Annotated in this window: 17 protein-coding genes and 1 pseudogene; 14 read left to right on the top strand and 4 right to left on the bottom strand. The window is 66.9% G+C overall.

What is annotated here, in order from left to right:
* Window positions 1-136 precede the first annotated feature (136 nt).
* Window positions 137-2,236 (bottom strand): oxidoreductase, encoded by a 2,100-nt coding sequence (locus tag HUW53_RS18640; RefSeq protein ID WP_237347262.1) that lies wholly within the window; start codon window positions 2,234-2,236, stop codon window positions 137-139.
* A gap of 201 nt (window positions 2,237-2,437) precedes the next feature.
* Between HUW53_RS18640 and argE the strand changes: the two genes are divergently transcribed.
* From argE to HUW53_RS18710, 14 genes are all read left to right on the top strand, one after another.
* Window positions 2,438-3,592: an acetylornithine deacetylase gene (gene argE / locus HUW53_RS18645; RefSeq protein WP_237347263.1), complete on the top strand. Its 1,155-nt coding sequence runs from the start codon at window positions 2,438-2,440 to the stop codon at window positions 3,590-3,592.
* A gap of 143 nt (window positions 3,593-3,735) precedes the next feature.
* Window positions 3,736-5,256: a 4-hydroxyphenylacetate 3-hydroxylase family protein gene (locus HUW53_RS18650; protein ID WP_237347264.1), complete on the top strand. Its 1,521-nt coding sequence runs from the start codon at window positions 3,736-3,738 to the stop codon at window positions 5,254-5,256.
* A 186-nt stretch (window positions 5,257-5,442) separates the two neighbouring features.
* The gene (locus HUW53_RS18655; protein WP_237347265.1) at window positions 5,443-6,393 is read left to right on the top strand and encodes a LysR family transcriptional regulator; all 951 of its coding nucleotides are present in this window, start codon (window positions 5,443-5,445) and stop codon (window positions 6,391-6,393) included.
* 295 nt (window positions 6,394-6,688) lie between these two features.
* Window positions 6,689-7,672 (top strand): ABC transporter substrate-binding protein, encoded by a 984-nt coding sequence (locus HUW53_RS18660; protein WP_237347266.1) that lies wholly within the window; start codon window positions 6,689-6,691, stop codon window positions 7,670-7,672.
* 70 nt (window positions 7,673-7,742) lie between these two features.
* The gene (locus HUW53_RS18665) at window positions 7,743-8,549 is read left to right on the top strand and encodes an ABC transporter permease (protein ID WP_237347267.1); all 807 of its coding nucleotides are present in this window, start codon (window positions 7,743-7,745) and stop codon (window positions 8,547-8,549) included.
* Window positions 8,546-9,394 (top strand): ABC transporter ATP-binding protein, encoded by an 849-nt coding sequence (locus HUW53_RS18670; RefSeq protein WP_237347268.1) that lies wholly within the window; start codon window positions 8,546-8,548, stop codon window positions 9,392-9,394. The genes HUW53_RS18665 and HUW53_RS18670 overlap by 4 nt, the downstream gene beginning before the upstream one ends.
* Window positions 9,395-9,636: 242 nt before the next feature.
* On the top strand, window positions 9,637-9,819 hold the full coding sequence (locus tag HUW53_RS18675) for a hypothetical protein (RefSeq protein WP_237347269.1): 183 nt from the start codon (window positions 9,637-9,639) through the stop codon (window positions 9,817-9,819).
* A 509-nt stretch (window positions 9,820-10,328) separates the two neighbouring features.
* A complete protein-coding gene (locus HUW53_RS18680) occupies window positions 10,329-11,915 on the top strand; it encodes a ferritin family protein (protein WP_237347270.1) in 1,587 nt (528 codons plus the stop codon).
* A 111-nt stretch (window positions 11,916-12,026) separates the two neighbouring features.
* Window positions 12,027-12,287 (top strand): toluene-4-monooxygenase system B family protein, encoded by a 261-nt coding sequence (locus HUW53_RS18685; protein ID WP_237347271.1) that lies wholly within the window; start codon window positions 12,027-12,029, stop codon window positions 12,285-12,287.
* 6 nt (window positions 12,288-12,293) lie between these two features.
* Window positions 12,294-12,629, top strand: coding sequence for a monooxygenase system ferredoxin subunit (locus tag HUW53_RS18690; protein WP_237347272.1), 336 nt, complete (start codon window positions 12,294-12,296; stop codon window positions 12,627-12,629).
* Window positions 12,630-12,649: 20 nt separating this feature from the next.
* On the top strand, window positions 12,650-12,964 hold the full coding sequence (locus HUW53_RS18695; RefSeq protein WP_237347273.1) for an MmoB/DmpM family protein: 315 nt from the start codon (window positions 12,650-12,652) through the stop codon (window positions 12,962-12,964).
* 15 nt (window positions 12,965-12,979) lie between these two features.
* Complete coding sequence (locus HUW53_RS18700) at window positions 12,980-13,981, top strand: aromatic/alkene monooxygenase hydroxylase subunit beta (protein WP_237347274.1); 1,002 nt, start codon at window positions 12,980-12,982, stop codon at window positions 13,979-13,981.
* Window positions 13,982-13,996: 15 nt separating this feature from the next.
* On the top strand, window positions 13,997-14,998 hold the full coding sequence (locus HUW53_RS18705; protein WP_237347275.1) for a 2Fe-2S iron-sulfur cluster-binding protein: 1,002 nt from the start codon (window positions 13,997-13,999) through the stop codon (window positions 14,996-14,998).
* A gap of 186 nt (window positions 14,999-15,184) precedes the next feature.
* Window positions 15,185-16,909, top strand: a complete 1,725-nt coding sequence (locus tag HUW53_RS18710) for a sigma-54-dependent Fis family transcriptional regulator (RefSeq protein ID WP_237347276.1) — start codon at window positions 15,185-15,187, stop codon at window positions 16,907-16,909.
* Between the two features lie 61 nt (window positions 16,910-16,970).
* Here the strand turns inward: HUW53_RS18710 and HUW53_RS18715 are convergent.
* From HUW53_RS18715 to HUW53_RS18725, 3 genes and pseudogenes are all read right to left on the bottom strand, one after another.
* A pseudogene (locus tag HUW53_RS18715) lies at window positions 16,971-17,204 on the bottom strand (IS630 family transposase); the annotation flags it as partial.
* 37 nt (window positions 17,205-17,241) lie between these two features.
* Window positions 17,242-17,400, bottom strand: coding sequence for a hypothetical protein (locus HUW53_RS18720; protein WP_237347277.1), 159 nt, complete (start codon window positions 17,398-17,400; stop codon window positions 17,242-17,244).
* 176 nt (window positions 17,401-17,576) lie between these two features.
* Window positions 17,577-19,031 carry a cobyric acid synthase gene (locus HUW53_RS18725; RefSeq protein ID WP_237347278.1) on the bottom strand — a complete coding sequence of 485 codons (1,455 nt, stop codon included), beginning with the start codon at window positions 19,029-19,031 and terminating at the stop codon, window positions 17,577-17,579.
* Window positions 19,032-19,033 lie beyond the last annotated feature (2 nt).

The following is a 19,033-nucleotide window of genomic DNA, read 5'->3' on the forward strand; positions in this document are numbered from 1 at the left end:
CGTTTTGAATTCATGTCTTCTGCCGTTGAGCGGACAAGCGCCAAGGCTCCGCGGGAGCGCCACGGTGGCAACACTCATGTTCGACACGCCCCTTGCGCATGGCGTGACATCATCGGCCCAGCTTCAGGCCGGCGCGTCAGTGCGCCACCCAGGGCAAAGGCCCGTCCGCAAGGCCCGCCACCTCGCGGCGGAAGGGCAGATCGTCGAGGCCGCGGGGCGGGGCATCCAGCTCCTCGGCGAAGCGGCGACCGGCCCACACGGCGGCGGCGATGGTGCCCGGCGCCAGGGCGTCACCCACACGCGTCACCGACAGGAGGCCGGCATCCGCCCATTCCGCCCGGCGCGCCTCCAGATCCTCGGCCAGCCCCTTGCGCGGCAGGCGCGCCGTGACCAGGACGATGGAGGCACAGGCGCGCCGCTCCGTGCGCCCGGAATAGACGCAGGCGAGCTCGATCTCGCCCCGCTCCACCCGCGTCGGCAGACGATGGGGCACGATGGAAACACCCACCTCCAAGAGCCGCGCCTGCACGAAGTGCTGCTCCATGGTCAGCTTCATCCAGGTGGAGGCTTCCCCGTTGGGGGTGACGAGCGCCACCTCGCGGCCCTCGCGCGCCAGCAGTTCGGCCAGCACGCCGCCCATGTAATAATGGTCGTCGTCGAAGACGATCACCGGGCCGGCGGCGGGGCGACGGCCCGCCATCAGGTCATCGGGGGTGAGCACCTCCACCCCTTCGGCCAGGGGCAGGGGCCTCAGGAGGCGGCGGCCGATGCCGTCGGCCCGCCACGTCGCGCCGGTGGCCACCGCCACATGGGCGAAACCGAAGCCCAGCACGTCGTCCGCCGTCAGCCGGCTTTCGCGATAGACCTCCACATTGGCCATGGGGTCGATCTGGCCGACCCGGTAATCCACCACCCGCCCCCAGGCGGACAGGCCCGGCAGTCGCCGCTCGGCCACCAGCCGCCCGCCGAGGTCGCGGGTGGCCTCGGCCAGCGCCACCTCGTAGCCGCGACGCCCCAGCATCATGGCCGCTTCGAGGCCGGCGGGACCGGTACCCACCACCAGCACCTTGGCGTCGCTTTCCTTCGCCCGGATGCGCTCGGGATGCCAGCCGCGCCGCCATTCCTCGCCCATGGAGGGGTTCTGCGTGCAGCGGATGGGGGTGGTGGTGTGGTCGCCCGAGACGCACATGTTGCAGCCGATGCACTCGCGGATGTCCTCCATGCGCCCCTCCTCCACCTTTTTCGGCAGGAACGGGTCGGCGATGGAGGGGCGGGCCGCGCCCACGAGGTCCAGGATGCCCTGGCGGATCATGCGCACCATGGTGTCGGGCGAGGTGAAGCGCCCCACCCCCACCACCGGCTTGGTGGTGAGCTTCTTCACCCCGGTGACGAACGGCTCCTGATAGCCCTCATCGGCGAAGCGGGAGGTCTGGCTGTCGTTGTCCCAGCTCGAAAGGGTGAGGTCCCACAGGTCCGGCACCTCGGCCAGGTGGGAGATGATGTCCCGCGCCTCCGCCGCATGGAGCCCCTCGGGGCCGATCAGCTCATCCACGGAGATGCGGCAGGCCACCCCCATGGTGTCGCCGACCGCGTCCTTGGTGTCCTCGATCAGTTCCTTCAGCAGCCGGCAGCGGTTCTCCAGGCTCCCGCCATATTCGTCGGTGCGGGTGTTGTGACGGCGCGAGAGAAAGAACATGGCGCCGCCGAACAGCTTGCCCGCATAGACATAGGTGATGTCGTAGCCGGCGGCCTTCGCCCGGAGCGCGGCGGCGCGGTGCCAGTGGCGCAGGTTGCGGATATCGGTCTTGTCCATGGCGCGGGCCTGGACCGGGTCGTCATAGATGGAGAACACCGGCAAATCGGCGGGACCGAACGGGATCTCGCGCGAATAGAGGTTCGGCGCGTTCATGCCGTTGTGCGCAAGCTGGAGGCCGGCGAGCGCCCCGTGGGCGTGAACGGCGTCCGCCATGCGCGCCAGCGCCGGCACGTCCTGGTCGGACCAGTTGCGCAGCTCGATGAAGGGAGAGATGTCGCCGGTTGGGTGGATTTCCACCTGCTCGGTGCACACCACGCCCCAGCCGCCTTCGGCCTTGATGGCGCGCATGGTGGCGAGCGCGGTGGGGTCGCGATAGCCCATGCCGTTGCAATGGGGCACCTGGTAGAAACGGTTCCGGGTGGTGACGGGGCCGATCTTCACGGGCTCGAACAAGATGTCGTAACGGGGATCGCGGGGCACGCGGCGGCTCCTCGGCAGCATTCTGGCGGGTCTGCCGAAAGCTATCGATGGTTCCAGCGCATCGAAATTCGCTTTTTTCTAAGCTCTGGTTCGGGACTTCCGAGCCCGATGCCGGCCTTCCCTCTGCTATGGAGTGCGAACGCGGGGCGGATGTGCGCCCCTTTTCGACGCGCATCGCCGCAAGCGTCCCCGGAGCCCCGGATGTCCGCCCGATCCCTTGACCTTCTCGACCGGCTGGTCGCCTTCCCCACCGTGTCTTCGGCCTCCAACCGGGAGCTGATCGCCTTCGTGGAGGCATTCCTGGCCGCGCGCGGCATCGAGGCGATGCTGGTGCCCAATGCCGACGGCACCAAGGCCAATCTGTTCGCCACCATCGGCCCCAGGGACACCGGCGGCGTCATGCTCTCCGGCCACACCGACGTCGTTCCGGTGGAAGGCCAGGCTTGGAGTGGCGATCCGTTCCGGTTGCGCGAGGTGGGCGGGCGCCTGCTGGGGCGCGGCACCACGGACATGAAGGGCTTCCTCGCCTGCGCGCTCGCCGCCGCCGACCGCGCGGCACGCATGGAGCTGGCGCTGCCGCTGCACCTCGCCTTGTCCTATGACGAGGAGATCGGCTGCATCGGCGTGCGCGGCCTCATCGATGCGCTGGCGCTGGCGCCGTTCCGGCCGCAGATGGCCATCATCGGCGAACCCACCGCCATGGCGGTCGCCACCGGCCACAAGGGCAAGACGGCATTGCGCGCCCTGTGCTGCGGCCGCGAGGCCCATTCCGCCCTCGCGCCCACCGCCCTCAACGCCATCCACCTCGCCGCCGCCTTCGTGGACAAGATCCGCGCCCGGCAGGCGCTGTATGCCCGCGGCGGCGCGCGCGACGCGGCCTACGACGTGCCCTACAGCACCTTCCATGTGGGCCGCATCGCCGGCGGCACGGCGCTGAACATCGTGCCCAATGCCTGCACGCTGGAGCTGGAATTTCGCAACCTCGCCGAGGACGATCCGGCGACCCTGCTGGCCGAGCTGGAGGCGGACGCTGAGGCGGTCGCCCTGCCCTGGACCGCCGCCTTCCCCGAGGCGGCGGTGAAGCTGGAGGCCACCAACAGCTATCCGGGCCTCGCCACCGCCGATGATGCGCCGGTGGTGGACTTCACCCGATCCCTCACCGGCTCCAACGCACGCATGAAGCTCGCCTTCGGCACCGAGGGCGGACTGTTCCAAAGCCGCCTGTCCATTCCCACCGTGGTCTGCGGACCCGGCTCCATGGACCAGGGCCATAAGCCCGACGAATGGGTGGCGAGGGACCAGATCGCCGCCTGCGACCACTTCATGGATGCGTTGCTGGCCCGCCTGTCCGCCTGAGGGCCTGCGGCCCGCTGGTTCGGGCTTTCCGAAGCAATGGACCGGAAACCCTTATTTTCCTCGGCCCCGCCGCCGCGACAGGATCGCCTCCACGGGCGGCGCGGCGGCGTCCGCCCGCCTCTCTTCCTGGCAAAGGTCCGGCCATGATCCGCACGGGCGCGCAATATCTCGAGTCGATCCGCGACGGGCGCGAGGTCTACATCAACGGCGAGCGGGTCCGGGACGTGCCCACCCACCCCATGTTCAAGCCTTTGGTGGACATTCGCGCCCGCATCTACGACATGCAGTGGGAAGCGCGAACCCGCGACGTGATGACCTTCACCCAGGACGGGGAGGTCAACGGCATCGGCAACAAGCTGCCCATCACCCAGGAAGATTGGTGGGACAAGCGCCGCGCCACCGATTGCGTGCTGCGCGAGATCGGCGGCGTCGTCACCCGCGTGGGCGACGAGACCGTCGGCGAGATGTGGTCGCTGTTCGACGGGCAGGACGTGCTCAACGAGGTGGATCCCCGCTTCTCCGAGAACATCCGCAATCATATCGACAAGGTGCTGCACCACGACCCGTTCCATGTCTCGGCCAACACCGACCCCAAGGGCGACCGCTCCAAGCCGCCGCAGGCGCAGGACCCGGACATGCTGCTGCATGTGGTCAAGGAGACCGACGCCGGCCTCGTGGTGCGCGGCGCCAAATACGAGACGGCGGCGGCCTATGCCAACCAAGCCTTCACCAAGCCCACCATCGCCGATTGGGGCGACAGCACCTATTCCGATTATGCGGTGGGCTTCATCTGCGACCTGGGCTCGCCCGGCATCAAGTTCATCTGCCGCACCGGGTTCGCCGGGCAAAGGCCGGCCGCGGACTATCCGCTTTCCAGCCGGTTCGATGAGGTGGAAGCGCTCGTCATCTTCGACGACGTGCTGATCCCCTGGGAGAACGTGCTGTTCTACCGCCATACGCGGGCGGCCATGTTCATCCGCGCGACGCTGCACCGCTATTCGGCCTTCGCCTTCGTGCAGCGCAGCCTTGCCTTCGCCGACATGCTGATCGGCGCCGCGCTGTTCAACGTGCGCCAGACCGGGCTCGACACGCAGCAGGCGGTGCGGGAGAAGCTGGCCCAGCTCGCGGTCTACCGGGAGGGGATCAACGCCCATCTCACGGCGGCCATCACCTTGTCGGAGCGCTCGCCCAGCGGGCTCGCCATGCCGAACCAGTCGCTGCTGTATGCCGGCCGGGTGCTCGCCTGCTCCCAGCTCCACGAGGCGATGCACATCGCCCGCGAGCTATGCGGCGGGCAGGTCTGCACCACCCCGGACGCGGCGTCTTTCGCCCATCCCGACACCAGGCCGTGGCTCGACAAATTCTATACGATCAACGCCGAGTGGATGGCCGATGACCGCCGCAAGCTGCTGGCGTTTGCCCGCGACCTCCTGAACTCCGATTATGCGGGGCACCGTCTCGCGTTCCAATTGTTCGCCCAGTCCCCCCCTTATGCGCACCTCGCCGCCGTCTACCGGAACTTCGACTGGGACGGTCCGCTGGAGTTCGTGAAACGCTCCGCCGGGCTCTCCGACACCGTGCTGAGCCCGGCCACCCGCGCCACCGCGGACCGCCCGCTCGCGCGCGGGGGTGACACCGGAACGACGCCGCGCGCAGCCGAGTGAAAGGCCTCCCCTGGGGAGGCGTCTTGAAACCCTGTCCGCCGCAAGCCCCCCCGGTGACGCCCGGCCTCCGCGCCTTCGACACATCTCCCCCTCAAGCCGGCATGGGGCAGGTGTAGAGTTGTGTCAAATATAGACACACGCCGGGATTGCTCGCGCCGGGCCCCGGAAACGGGGTAGGGAACGGCCATGCGCTATACGTTGAGGCAGTTGGAGTATTTCATCGCGGCCGGCGAGACCGGCTCGATCACGCTCGCCTCGGAGCGGATCAGCATTTCCCAGCCCTCGATTTCCACCGCCATCAGCCACCTGGAGCAGGAACTGGGCGTCCAGCTGTTCGTGCGCCACCATGCGCAGGGCCTCTCGCTCACCCCCGCCGGCCGCAAGCTGCTGGCCGAGGCCAAGCACCTGATCGAGCAGGCCGAGGGGCTCTATGCGGTGGCCTCGGAGGCAACCGACCAGGTGCGCGGGCAATTGTCCGTGGGCTGCATGGTCACGCTGGCGCCCATGATCATGCCGGAACTGTCCCATGGCTTCATGTCGGCATTTCCCGCCACCCAGATCCGCCATGTGGAGGCCAACCAGGAATGGCTGTTGGAGGGGCTGCGGCGGGCCGAGATCGACATCGCGGTCACCTACGACCTCCAGATTCCCGACGGCATCGCCTTCACCCCCCTCGCCAGCCTGGCGCCGCACGTCCTGGTCAGCGAGGCCCATCCGTTCGCCCGCCTGTCCGCGGTCAGCCTCCAGGATCTGGTCGAGGAACCGCTGATCCTGCTCGACCTGCCCATCAGCCGCGAGTATTTCCTCGCGCTCTTCCTCAAGGAGGGCTTGCAGCCGAAGATCCACTCGCGCTCCGCCTACCAGGAGGTGGTGCGCACCATGGTGGCCAACGGCTATGGCTACACCCTCTTCAACGTGCGCCCGCGCTCCGATTTCGCCCTCGACGGGCGGCGGGTGGTGCGGGTGCGCCTGTCGGGCGAGCACCGGCCGATGGTGGTCGGCACCGCCACCGTCGCGCAGTTCAAGAAGTCCCGCCTGCTCCAGGCGTTCGAGACCCATTGCCGCTCGTTCATCTCCGATGCCTACATCCCGGGCATGGTGCCGCCGGCCCTCGACCGGCGGGTGCGCAAGCCCTGATCCCCCGCGCCGGAAGCCGCTGATCCGCGATGCGCGCATGGTCCTCGCCTTGGCCGAAGCCTGGGCTTTTCCTACTTAGGCCAAGGCGAGGCAAAACCCCCGAAAAGACTATTTTTGCCAAAGAAGGGTGCGTGTTTAGCTCGTCGGCGGAGTTGATCTCCGGGGTTTTACGCAGGTCGCGAGGGCGCTTTCCAGCCTCTTTTGTGCCTCCACGACGTCCCGGCGATCAGCGCGTTCCACCCCGGCCCGGACCGCCCGCGCGACCCGGCCGCGACCCGCGACGGAACCCAAAGCAATGATCAAGAAGACCTTCCAGACCGCCACCCTGCTCGCCGGCCTCGCCGCCGGCCTTGTGTTCGCCGGCCCCGCCGAAGCGGCCAAGATCCGCCTCGGCATGACCACCTGGGTGGGCTACGGCCCGCTCTACCTCGCGCGTGACCTCGGCTATTTCAAGGACGCCGGCCTCGACGTGGAGCTGAAGACCATCGAGGACGCGGCCATCTACATGGCGGCGGTCGCCTCCGGCGATCTCGACGGCATGGCCTCCACCGTGGACGAGGTGATGAAATGGCGCTCGCCCGACTTCTGCTTCAAGTCGGTGTTGGCGCTCGACGACAGCCACGGCGGCGACGGCCTGCTCACCGCCAAGGGAGTCAAGTCGCTGAAGGACCTCAAGGGCAAGGAAGTGGCGCTGAACGAGGGCTCGGTGTCCGAGTTCTGGTTTAACATCCTTCTGGACAAGGACGGCATGACGGAGAAGGACGTCACCATCACCAACATGACCTCCGACGACGCGGCCGCGGCCTTTATCGCCGGCCGCGTGCCCGCCGCCGTGACCTGGGAGCCGAACCTGACCACCGTCCGCAAGTCCGGCAACGGCCAGGTGCTGATCGATTCCACCGCGACCCCCGGCGCCATCGTGGACACGGTCGGCCTCAAGTGCGATTTCATCGCCGCCAACAAGGCCGAGATCGCCGCCTTCGTGAAGGCCTATTACAAGGCCATCGACTACATGAAGGCCAATCCGGAAAAGGCTTACGCGATCATGGCCAAGGGCGTCGGCGGCTACCTCGCCGATCCCAAGGACTTCGCCGACGCGGCCAAGGGCGTGAACTTCTACGACAAGGCCCGCAACGTGGAGTTCTTCGGCAATCCGCAGCAGGGCGAGGCGGCCAACCTCATCCAGCTCGCCAACATGATCTGGGGCGGCAAGGGGCTGATGAAGATGAAAGTGGACTACGACACCCTCGTCGATCCCGCCTTCGCCACCGCCCAGTGACCGCACCGGCCAAGGCCGGTCGCCGCCGGCGCCCCTCCGGGACCGGCGGCAGGCCCGCAGGAGACATGACATGAGTTCCCGACGCGCACCCTGGACCCGGATGACCACGCCCTTCAGGGATATCTCCCGCCGGGCCGTGATCTCCGCCGGGATTATCGTATGGGTCATGGTGGTGGCGGCGTGGTGGATCATCTCCCACACCAACGTGGTCCCCGCCATGTTCCTGCCCTCCCCGGAGAAGGTGGGTGCCGCGGGGGTGCGGCTTTTGTCCGACGGCAGCCTCATCGTCCACACCCTGGCGAGCCTTGAGGTGGTGATGCTGGGGTTCGCCATCTCCTCCATCGTCGCGATCCCGGTCGGGCTGTGGATGGGCAGCTACCGCGCGGTGCAGGCGGTGCTGGAGCCGCTCGTCAACTTCGTGCGCTACCTGCCGGTGACGGCGTTCGTGCCGCTGCTCATCCTGTGGATCGGCATCGGCATCCAGCAGCGGGTGAGCGTCATCATCCTTGGCACCTTCTTCCAGCAGGTGGTGATGATCGCCGACAGCGCCCGCGCGGTGCCGCGCGATCTCGTGAACGCCGCCTACACGCTCGGCACGAAGCGTTCCAAGGTCGTGTGGCATGTGATCTTCCCCGCCGCGCTGCCGGAGATCCTCGACACCCTGCGCGTCACCCTGGGATGGGCGTGGTCCTATCTGGTGGTGGCGGAACTCGTGGCCGCCTCCTCGGGGCTGGGCTACATCACCATCAAGGCCATGCGCGGCTTTCAGGTGGACGTGATCTTCATGGCCATCGCCACCATCGGCGTGCTGGGGCTGCTCTCCGATCTCTTCTTCCGCTTCCTTCGCGCGCGGGTCGCGCCATGGGCACATCGATGACCGAACTTTCCGCCTCTTCCCCCGTGGAGCCGGCGCCGATCGCGCTTTTCCCCCGCCAGCATCGCCCGCTGGGCACGCCCGCGCGGCTCGCCATCGAGCATGTCACGCTCCGCTACGGTGGTCCGGACGGCACGCTGGCCGTCGACGATGTGTCCATCGACGTGGAGCAGAACGAGTTCTGCGTCATCGTCGGCCCGTCCGGCTGCGGCAAGTCGAGCCTGCTCTACCTTGCCGCCGGCCTCACCGAGCTGACGTCCGGAGACATCCGGGTGGACGGGCATCTGGTGAGCGAGCCGGGCCCCGACCGGGGCATGGTGTTCCAGGGCTACACCCTGTTTCCCTGGCTCACCGTGCGGCAGAATGTGGAGTATGGCCCCAAGCGCAAGGGCATCGGCAAGGCCGAGCGGCGCGCGATCGCCGAGCGGTTCCTGGCCGAGGTGGGCCTCGGCCAGTTCGCGGACGTGTTTCCCTCCCAGCTCTCCGGCGGCATGAAGCAGCGGGTGGCGCTGGCCCGCGCACTCGCCAACGATCCGAGCGTGCTGTTCATGGACGAGCCGTTCGGCGCGCTCGACAGCCAGACCCGCGGCACCATGCAGAAGCTGCTGCTGCGGGTGTGGGAGCACACTCAGAAGACCGTGCTGTTCGTGACCCACGACATCGACGAGGCGATCCTGCTGGGTGACCGGGTGGTGGTGATGACCGCGCGGCCCGGCCGCATCAAGGCGGAAATCAAGGTGGATTTCGCCCGCCCGCGCGCGATGGATCTGGTGCTCGAACCGGAGTTCATCGCGCTCAAGCGTCACATCCTCGGCCTGCTCCATGATGAGATCGACGAGGAGCATTGACCCCATCGCCCCGGCCGGCGCCGGCCGGGGGCGCAACTGAGGCGCGCATGCGGGGCGCGGCGATTAGCGCCGCCGCATAATCCGCCGGAAACTCGGGCTGTCCCTGCGCGGAGATCGCGAAGGCCAGATACCAGAGCCCCGCATTCGGGCAGAAATCGGAGTGCGCGATGCGGCGCGCGCCGGGCGGAACCTCCACCACCTGATCTTGATGGCAGGCCTCGATCCGCAGGCTGTCCGGCCGCGTGGCCGGCGCGCCGGGCGCCCACGATCAGGCCCTGATGCGCATCCTGCCGCGCCTCACCTTTCGCCGCAGCCACTTCCTGCTCGCCCATCCCGATACGGTCCATGTGCGGCGCATCGCGGTGCTGCGAGCCTTCATCACCCAGCGCTTTCGCGAGGAACGTCGGCGCTTCATCGTCGACTGACCGCCGACGACCCGGCGGCGCCCCACGGCTTTGACGCCGCTACCGGCCAAGACAGATGGAGCACGCCCCGCGCGGAGATGCGGCCGCATCGGGGTTTCATGCGGACGCCTCCCGCCCCCTTCAAGCGATCACGGCTCCAGCTCTCGCAAATAAAAATTCCACACTCAACATTCGGCCCCTCCCCGAACTCCGCCACGACCGGAACCTATTCATATTTACATACGCGAAACATAGTCAGATACACGACATATTACATTTAAATATAATCTTTTAATTTACATAATGCGCGCCTCACCAAATGATGAAGCGTTTCATGAAATCGAATGGGATTTTTCATCACCACGCAGACTATTCGCCTGCCTCCGAAAATCCCCGCCGCATGTGCAGTGCAACCATCACTGTCGCGCAGCGGGAAAAACGCCTGGCGCGGCGATAATTTTTTGTTGTTTCAATAGGATAAGTCTTCAGCAACAATGCTGCAAAGCAAGATCCGCCAGCGCCGGATGGCCGTGGCATTCATCTTGCTCATCGAAAGGGGCGACGACGGCTCCAGCCAGATCGGCGCCGAAAAAAACGATAAGCCCGAGGAACACGCCATGGCATTACTCGATCGCTCCGAGTGGTACGATCTTGCTCGCTCGACCAATTGGACACCCACATTCGTCACCGACGAGGACCTCTTTCCCGATGTCATGACCGGGGCCCAAGGTGTGCCCGCCGAGAAATGGGAAGTCTATGACGAGCCCTACAAAACCTCGTTTCCCGAGTATGTCAGCATCCAGCGGGAGAAGGACGCGGGCGCTTATTCCGTCAAGGCGGCGCTCCAGCGCAGCCGCATCTTCGATGATGCCGATCCCGGCTGGCGCTCGATCCTGAAGTCCCATTACGGCGCCATCGCGCTGGGCGAATACGCCGCCATGAGCGCCGAGGCCCGCATGGCCCGTTTCGGCCGCGCGCCAGGAATGCGCAACATGGCCACCTTCGGCATGATGGACGAGAACCGTCACGCCCAGTTGCAACTCTTCTTCCCGCACGAATACTGCCCGAAGGATCGCCAGTTCGACTGGGGCCACAAGGCCTACCACACCAATGAGTGGGCCGCGATCGCGGCGCGGCACGCCTTCGACGACCTGTTCATGGCGCGCAGCGCCACCGATATCGCGGTGATGCTCACCTTCGCCTTCGAGACCGGCTTCACCAACATGCAATTCCTGGGGCTCGCGGCCGACGCGGCCGAGGCCGGCGACTATACCTTCTCAAGTCTGATCTCGAGCATCCAGACCGATGAATCGCGCCACGCCCAGATCGGCGGCCCGGCGCTGCAGGTGCTGATCGCCAACGGCCGCAAGGCCGAAGCGCAAAAGCTCGTGGATGTCGCCATCGGGCGGGCCTGGCGCATCTTCTGCATCCTCACCGGCCCCTCCATGGACTACAATACGCCCCTGGCGCACCGCAAGCAATCGTTCAAGGAGTTCATGCAGGAATGGATCGTCGGCCAGTTCGAGCGTGCGCTCATCGACCTCGGCCTTGATCTTCCCTGGTATTGGGACAAGATGATCGCAGAGTTCGACTATCAGCACCACGCCTATCAGATGGGCCTGTGGTTCTGGCGGCCGACCCTGTGGTGGAATCCGGCTGCCGGGGTAACGCCCGACTGCCGCGACTGGCTTGAGGAAAAGTACCCCGGCTGGAACGATACCTTCGGAAAGGCCTGGGACGTCATCATCGACAATCTCGCCGCCGGCCATCCGGAGCGCACGTTCCCGCAAACGCTGCCGATCGTGTGCAACATGAGCCAGATCCCGATCTGCGCCGTGCCCGGCAACCGTTGGAACGTGAAAGACTATCCCCTCGATTACGAGGGCCGGCTCTACCATTTCAACTCCGAGATCGACCGCTGGATCTTCGAGCAGGAACCGCAGCGCTACCGCGGGCATATGACGGTGGTGGATCGTTTCCTCGCCGGGCAGATCCAGCCCGCCGATCTCTCCGGAGCGCTCGCGTACATGGGGCTGCAACCCGGCGAGAGCGGCGATGACGCCCACGGCTATGCCTGGGTCGAGGCCTATCGCAACCGCCGCATGGCCGCGGAATAAATCCACCGCGTGAACCGTCGATGGCGGGCGCTGCGGGCGCCGCGGCAGCATGGCCGCGGTGCCATCGCGGGCGCACGCCACCGTTCGCCTGTCCCCACAAGGAGCCCTGTCATGGCCCTGTTTCCCATCATTTCGAATTTCCAGCACGATTTCGTTCTGTTGCTCGTCCCGGTCGACACGGAGAACACCATGGATGAGGTGGCCGCGACCGCCGCGCAGCATTCGGTGGGCGTGCGCGTCGCGCCCCAGGCCGACAAGGTGGTGCGCGTCCGCCGGCAGGGCGCGAGCGACTTCTTCCCGCGCGACATGCGCCTTGGCGGAAGCGACATCAGGCCCATGGAAACCCTCGAATTCATCTTCTGTGATGCGTGATAGATCATGAATTTCAAGCTTGCATGCACCCTCGACGACCTCTGGGAAGGCGACATGACCGAAGTGGAGGTGGACGGGCAGGTGATCCTGCTGGTCTGGCCCGAGGGCGGGCAAATCCGCGCCTTCCAGGGCATGTGTCCCCACCAGGACATCCCGCTGTCGGAAGGGCGCCTAGAGGGCGGCATCGTCATGTGCCGCGCCCACCAATGGACCTTCGACACCACGACCGGACACGGTGTGAACCCCAAAGACTGCCACCTCGCCCAATATCCGGTGAAGCTGGAAGGGGAATCCATCCTCGTCTCGACCGAGGGCGTCAGCCCCCTGTTCGCCCATACATAAAACACTGGGAGGAAACGCACATGACCACAGGAACCGTGGCCGATGGCTATCGCAACAACCGGGTCGGGCCGATCCTGCGCGCCGGCCCGCTCACCGCCGGCATCATCGAGGCGGCGGAAGAGGACAATCCCGGCAAGACCATCCGCGTGGATGACAAGATCGCCTACGTTCGCATCGATACCGAGGGCGAGATGATCCTGCGCCGGACGACCCTCGAACGCACCCTTGGGCGGGCGTTCCGGATGCAGGAACTGGAGGTCAGCCTCGGCTCGTTCGCCGGGCGGATCGAGATGACCGAAGACATGGTGCGTTTCTACTATGAAAAAACTCTGTGATTTCCGGGGGGAAAGATGAACCAGCCAGCCATCGCGCAGCCGCTCAAGACCTGGAGCCACCTCGCGGCCCGGCGCCGCAAGCCCAGCGAATACGAGATCGTTTCCACCAATCTCCACTATACCACCGACCGGCCCGACGCCCCGTTCGAGCTTGACCCCGATTTCCCGCCGGCGCAGTGGTTCAAGACCCACCGCAACGCCTCGCCCCTGAAGCATGCCGACTGGAACGCCTTCCGCGATCCGGACGAGATGGTGTACCGCACCTACAACATGCTCCAGGACGGGCAGGAGAACTATGTCTTCGGTCTGCTCGACCAATTCTCCGAGCGCGGGCACGATGCGATGCTGGAACGCGCCTGGGTACGGCATCTCGCCCACATCTATACGCCGGCGCGTTACCTCTTCCACGCGCTGCAGATGGGGTCGGCCTATCTGTGCCAGATGGCTCCGGCCTCCACCATTTCCAACGCGGCCACCTATCAGACCGCGGATTCCCTGCGCTGGCTGACCCACACCGCCTATCGCACGGCGGAGCTCGCCAAGCGGTTCGAGGGGCAAGGGTTCGAGGGGCAAGGGTTCGGCACCGGCGAGCGTGCTGTCTGGGAGACGGATCCGGCGTGGCAGGGGTTGCGTGAACTGGTGGAGAGGGGGCTAGCGACCTACGATTGGGGCGAGCACTTCGTCGCCATGAATCTGGTGGCCCGGCCGGCGGTGGAAGAGGCGGTGCTGCGTGGTCTCGGCCAGGCCGCCCGCCACAATGGCGACACCCTGCTCGCCCTCCTGTGCGATGCCCAGCTGGTGGACGCCGACCGCCACCGCCGTTGGACCGGCGCCCTGGTCAAGATGATGCTGGACAGCGCGGGCAACCGCCCGGTTCTGGAGGGCTGGCTTGCGAAGTGGGCGCCGCTCGGCGATGCCGCCATGGAGGCCTACAGCGCGCACCTGCCCGATGCCCGCGACGCCGGCGGGCTCGCTCGCGACGCCGCCGGCGCCTATCGCCAAAGCATCGGCCTCTGAGGCGGCGGCACCATCATGACCCATCGGATCACCATTGAGGGCGGAGGCGTCTTTGACGTCTCCGCCGAAGAAAGCACGCTGCTGCGCGGCGCGCTGCGCGCGGGGGTCGGCTTCCCCTACGATTGCAGCGTCGGCGGCTGCGGGAGCTGCCGCTTCGAGCTCATCTCGGGCGAGATGGAAACCTTGTGGACGACGGCACCGGGCCTGTCCGAGCGGGACCGCCGGCGCGGAAAGCGCCTCGCCTGCCAGTCCCGCCCGCTCGGGGATTGCACCATCAAGCTGCGTCCAGACGACGAATACCGCCCGCCGATCCCACCGCGCCGCGTGAGCGCCATATTGCGCGAGCGACGCGCCGTAACCGCCGACATGGCCGAATTTGTTTTCCGCACCGACCGGCCGGCGGATTTCGTCGCCGGCCAATACGCCTTGCTCCAGCCGCCGGGAGCGGCGGGCATGCGCGCCTACTCCATGTCGAATCTGCCCAATGCCGAAGGCGAGTGGCGCTTCGTCATTCGCCGCGTGCCGGGGGGGCGGGGTAGCAACGCCATGTTCGACAACGTCCAGGTCGGCGACGCCGTCACCCTTGACGGACCCTACGGCCACGCGCATTTCCGCGCAGACGTGCCCCGCGACGTCGTGTGCATCGCGGGAGGCTCCGGCATCGGTCCCATCGTATCGGTGGCCCGCGCCGCGGCGCAGGACAGCGGGCCACGGCGGCTATTCGTGTTCGAAGGCGCACGCACCCGCGCGGATCTCTGCTTCCCCGTTCTCGCGGACGACGCGCGGGACAAGGTCACCGCCTACATGCCGGTGCTGTCCGCCGAGGCGGAAGCGAGCGATTGGGACGGGGCTCGCGGTTTTGTCCACGAGGAGGTTGAACGCGCGGTGGGCGAGCAGGTCGAAAGCTGCGAATTTTATTTCGCCGGCCCGCCGCCGATGATCGAGGCACTGCAAAAGCTCCTGATCGTCCAGTGGGGAGTGCCGATCGCGCGCATCCATTTCGACCGGTTCTTCTGATGATCTGCACGCAGGAGCGTCGCCACCGACAGGCGGCGCTCCTCGCCCGGCGCGCCCGGCGAAACGAGGTGAAGCATCGCGAGCACCAATAAGAGCTGCGCTGAAAGGCGCGTCATGAGAAACGATGGAAGCGCGCGCATGAAACGGCGTATAAATCGGCGAGCCAGCTCACCGATGGGGTCCCGCATGTCCACCCTGGAGCCCCCGACGAAGGTAGACGCCGAACGCGCCGACATTCCGGTCCCCGAGATCCATGATCTCGCGAACCGGCTGCGCTTTGCACCGCAGCAGGGGCGGATCTGGCTCGACGACCAGCGCATGATGCTGATGCACGTCAGCTCCCTCGGCGCCCTGCGCCAGGAGTTGATTGAAAGCCTCGGCAAGGAGACGGCGCGCGGCCTGATCACCCGCATCGGCTACCAGGCCGGTGCCAGCGACGCCAAGATGGCCAAGAAGCTGCGCTCGGGATCCAACACCCTCGACAGCTTCCTCGCCGGGCCGCAACTCGTATCGCTCGAAGGGATCGTCCACTGCGAGCCCGTCTCGCTCGACATCGACGTGGGCAACGGCCGCTATTATGGCGACTTCTACCTGCTCGACAGCGCCGAGGCCGAAGCCCACCTCGCGAGCTACGGCCTTGGCGAGGAGCCGGTCTGCTGGATGCTGGTGGGCTATGCCTGCGGCTACACCAGCACCTTCATGGGTCGCCCGATCCTGTGGCGCGAGCTGGAATGCAAGTGCACCGGCCACACCAAATGCCGCGTGGTGGGCCGCCCCGCCGAGGAGTGGGGCGAGGACGCTCATGACGACCTCAGGTTCCTGCAAATCGGCGATTTCGTGAAGTTCAATCCCACCCCCGGCGAGAGGCTGCCGGCCACCGCCCGCCTCGCCGCGCTCGATCAGGTAAGTGCGGAGAACGATTTCGGGATGGTCGGCATTTCGAGCGGCTTCAGCACCGTCTGCCATCTGGTGAAGAAAGTCGCGCCGACCGAAGCCACCGTGCTTTTCCTTGGCGAGAGCGGCGTCGGCAAGGAGATCTTTTCGCACAACCTCCACCGCCTCAGCACCCGCACCGGCGGGCCGTTCGTCGCGGTCAACTGCGCCTCGATTCCCGAACAGCTCATCGAATCCGAACTCTTCGGCGTGGAGCGCGGCGCCTTCACCGGCGCCACGGTGTCCCGGCCGGGCCGGTTCGAACGCGCGCACGGCGGCAGCCTCTTCCTCGATGAAATCGGCACCTTGAGTTACACCGCCCAGGGCAAGCTGCTGCGGGCGCTACAGGAGGGAGAGATCGAGCGCGTCGGCGATTCCCGCGTGCGCAAAGTGGACGTGCGGGTGATCGCGGCCACCAATGTCAACCTGCGGGATGCGGTCAAGGAAGGCACCTTCCGCGAAGACCTGTTCTACCGGCTCAACGTCTTTCCGATCCGCGTCCCGCCGCTGCGCGACCGGCGCGACGACATCCCCTTGCTGATGAACTGGTTCATGCGACGCTCTTGCACCAAGCATCGCAAGACCATCACCGGCTTCCGCGAGCGGGCGGTGGATGCGCTCATCAATTACCGCTGGCCCGGCAACGTGCGGGAGATGGAAAACCTCGTCGAGCGCGCCGTCATCCTCGCCGACGAAGGCGGGGCGCTCGACCTGTGCCACCTCTTCACCACCGGCGAGGAAGTCACCGATACCACCTTCACCGTGCAGAGGAACGGTGCCCTGCTGCAAGCCTCGGAGATGGCGGACCTGGAGTTCGGCCAACGCGAAGGCCCCCTGCGCCCGCTCGCCGATACCGAAGCCCGCATGTTGCGCATGGCGCTCGCGGAAGCGAAGGGCAATCTTTCCCTGGCCGCGCGCCTGTTGAGCATCAGCCGGCCGACCCTCGCCTACAGGCTCAAGAAATACAACATCACCTGACGAAAGATCAGGCCCGCCGGCGTTGGCCGCGCGTCGGCCGTTCGCCCCAGCCGCCGGAACCCTTGTGGGCCGTATAGTTGTCGAGGATGACGTGGACCAGTCTGCCGGGCGGGATGTCGCGCTGGCGGGCGTTGAGGAAGCGGATGAAGTCCTGATGCCGATGGCGCTGCATGTTCCGTCCGAACACCGCGCCGGTCAGGAGATCAAGCGCGGCGAATAGCGTGGGGGACCCATGGCTCTCGTCGTCATGGGTCAGAGTGGCGCAGCGGCCCTTCTTTAGCTGCAGGCGCGGCTGGTCCAGTGAGGCGCCTCATGGGGCGGCGGCTTCAATGTCATTCGGCCATGATGGCGTGGGTGCCGATGCCGTTGGCGCTCAGGAGGACGATCCGGGCGCGCCGGACCCTGCTGCCGCGGAGTGTTGCAATCCGCAGCCAGGGCGACGCGTCGCCGCCGGTCAGCCGCATCGAGAATAAAATGATCCCGTGGCGCATGCGCCAGACCAGCACAGGCCGGCCAGGAAGCGGCCGGTGGGGCTTTCCTGGGGAACCCCGTACGGGGCGGGGCCGCTTCCTGGCGGACCTGCCGCTCAGCGCATCCTGCTCCTGCTGACGCCGCGCGGAAGAATGAGGACGATGTCCGGCGGCAAGCAGAGGGACGCACGCCCCCATCAGCCGACCTGACGCGCCGCTGACAATAGCCCCGGAACATCGAGGTGCGCCTCCAGATGCCGGGCCAGCGCGTCAAGGGTCGCCTCCACGGTCGCGTCATAGGAGAAGGCGGACGTCGCCCCGAGGCGGGCGAGGATGGACGCGCGAAAGGCGTCGTCGCGGAACATGCCGTGCAGATAGCTGCCGATCACGCGGCCATCGGCGCTCACCGCGCCTTCCGGCGCGCCGGCCACCCGCGCGAACGGACGCGCGCGGTCCGGCCCCTCGGTCCGGCCGATGTGGATCTCGTAGCCGCGGAACGGCGTGCCCGAAACGGCATCCACCGCGTCCACCTCGGCGAGGCGCTTGTCCGGCGTCATCACGGTCGTAACGTCGAGCAGGCCGAGGCCGGGGTCGGCGCCCGCCGGCCCCTCGATCCCGTCCGGATCGGCGACCATGCGCCCCAGCATCTGGTATCCGCCGCAGATGCCCAGCACCCGCCCGCCGCGCCGGTGATGGGCCAAAAGATCCACATCCCAGCCCTGCGCGCGCAGAAAGGCGAGGTCGCCGCGCGTGGACTTCGTTCCCGGCACGATCACCAGATCCGCATCGCCCGGAATAGCCCGGCCAGGCGCGAGCATGGTCAGCCGCACGGCGGGCTCCTGCGCCAGGGGATCGAGATCGTCGAAATTGGCGATGCGCGAGAGGCACAGGCAGACGATGTGCAGCGCGCCGGCGTGCCGTGACGCGGCAAGATCCAGCGCATCCTCGGCCGGCAGCCTTCCGGCCTCGGCGAACCAGGGGCACACGCCAAAGCCCCGCCAGCCGGTCATCGCCGTGATGGCCGCATAGCCATCGTCGAACAAGCGGGGATCGCCGCGGAACTTATTGACGATGAAGCCCGCCACCAGAGCCGCGTCGTCCGGGGCGATCACCGCCTTCGTGCCGACGATCTGCGCGATGACGCCGCCACGGTCGATGTCGCCGGCAAGGATGACCGGCGTTCCGGCCGCCCGCGCGAACCCCATGTTGGCGATGTCGCCCTTGCGCAGGTTGATTTCCGCCGGGCTGCCGGCGCCCTCGACGATGACGAGATCATGAGCCGCTGACAGGCGCCGGAAGCTTTCCAGAACCTTTTCCAAGAGCTGCGGCTTGAGCTTGAAATAATCGCGCGCCCGCGCCGTCGCATGGCGCCGGCCCTGCACGATGATCTGGGCGCCCATATCGGTCTCGGGCTTGAGCAGCACCGGGTTCATGTCGGTGTGGGGGGAAAGGCCGCAGGCCAGCGCCTGCAGCGCCTGGGCGCGACCGATCTCGCCGCCGTCGGCGGTGACGGCGGCGTTGTTGGACATGTTCTGCGGCTTGAAGGGCGCCACGCTGAGGCCACGCCGCCGCGCTGCCCGGCAAAGGCCCGCCACCAGAAGGGACTTGCCGACATTGCTGCCGGTGCCCTGGATCATCACCGCCCGTGCCATCG

This window comes from Xanthobacter agilis, from assembly GCF_021730435.1.
In the GTDB taxonomy this organism is placed as follows: Bacteria; Pseudomonadota; Alphaproteobacteria; order Rhizobiales; family Xanthobacteraceae; genus Xanthobacter; species Xanthobacter agilis.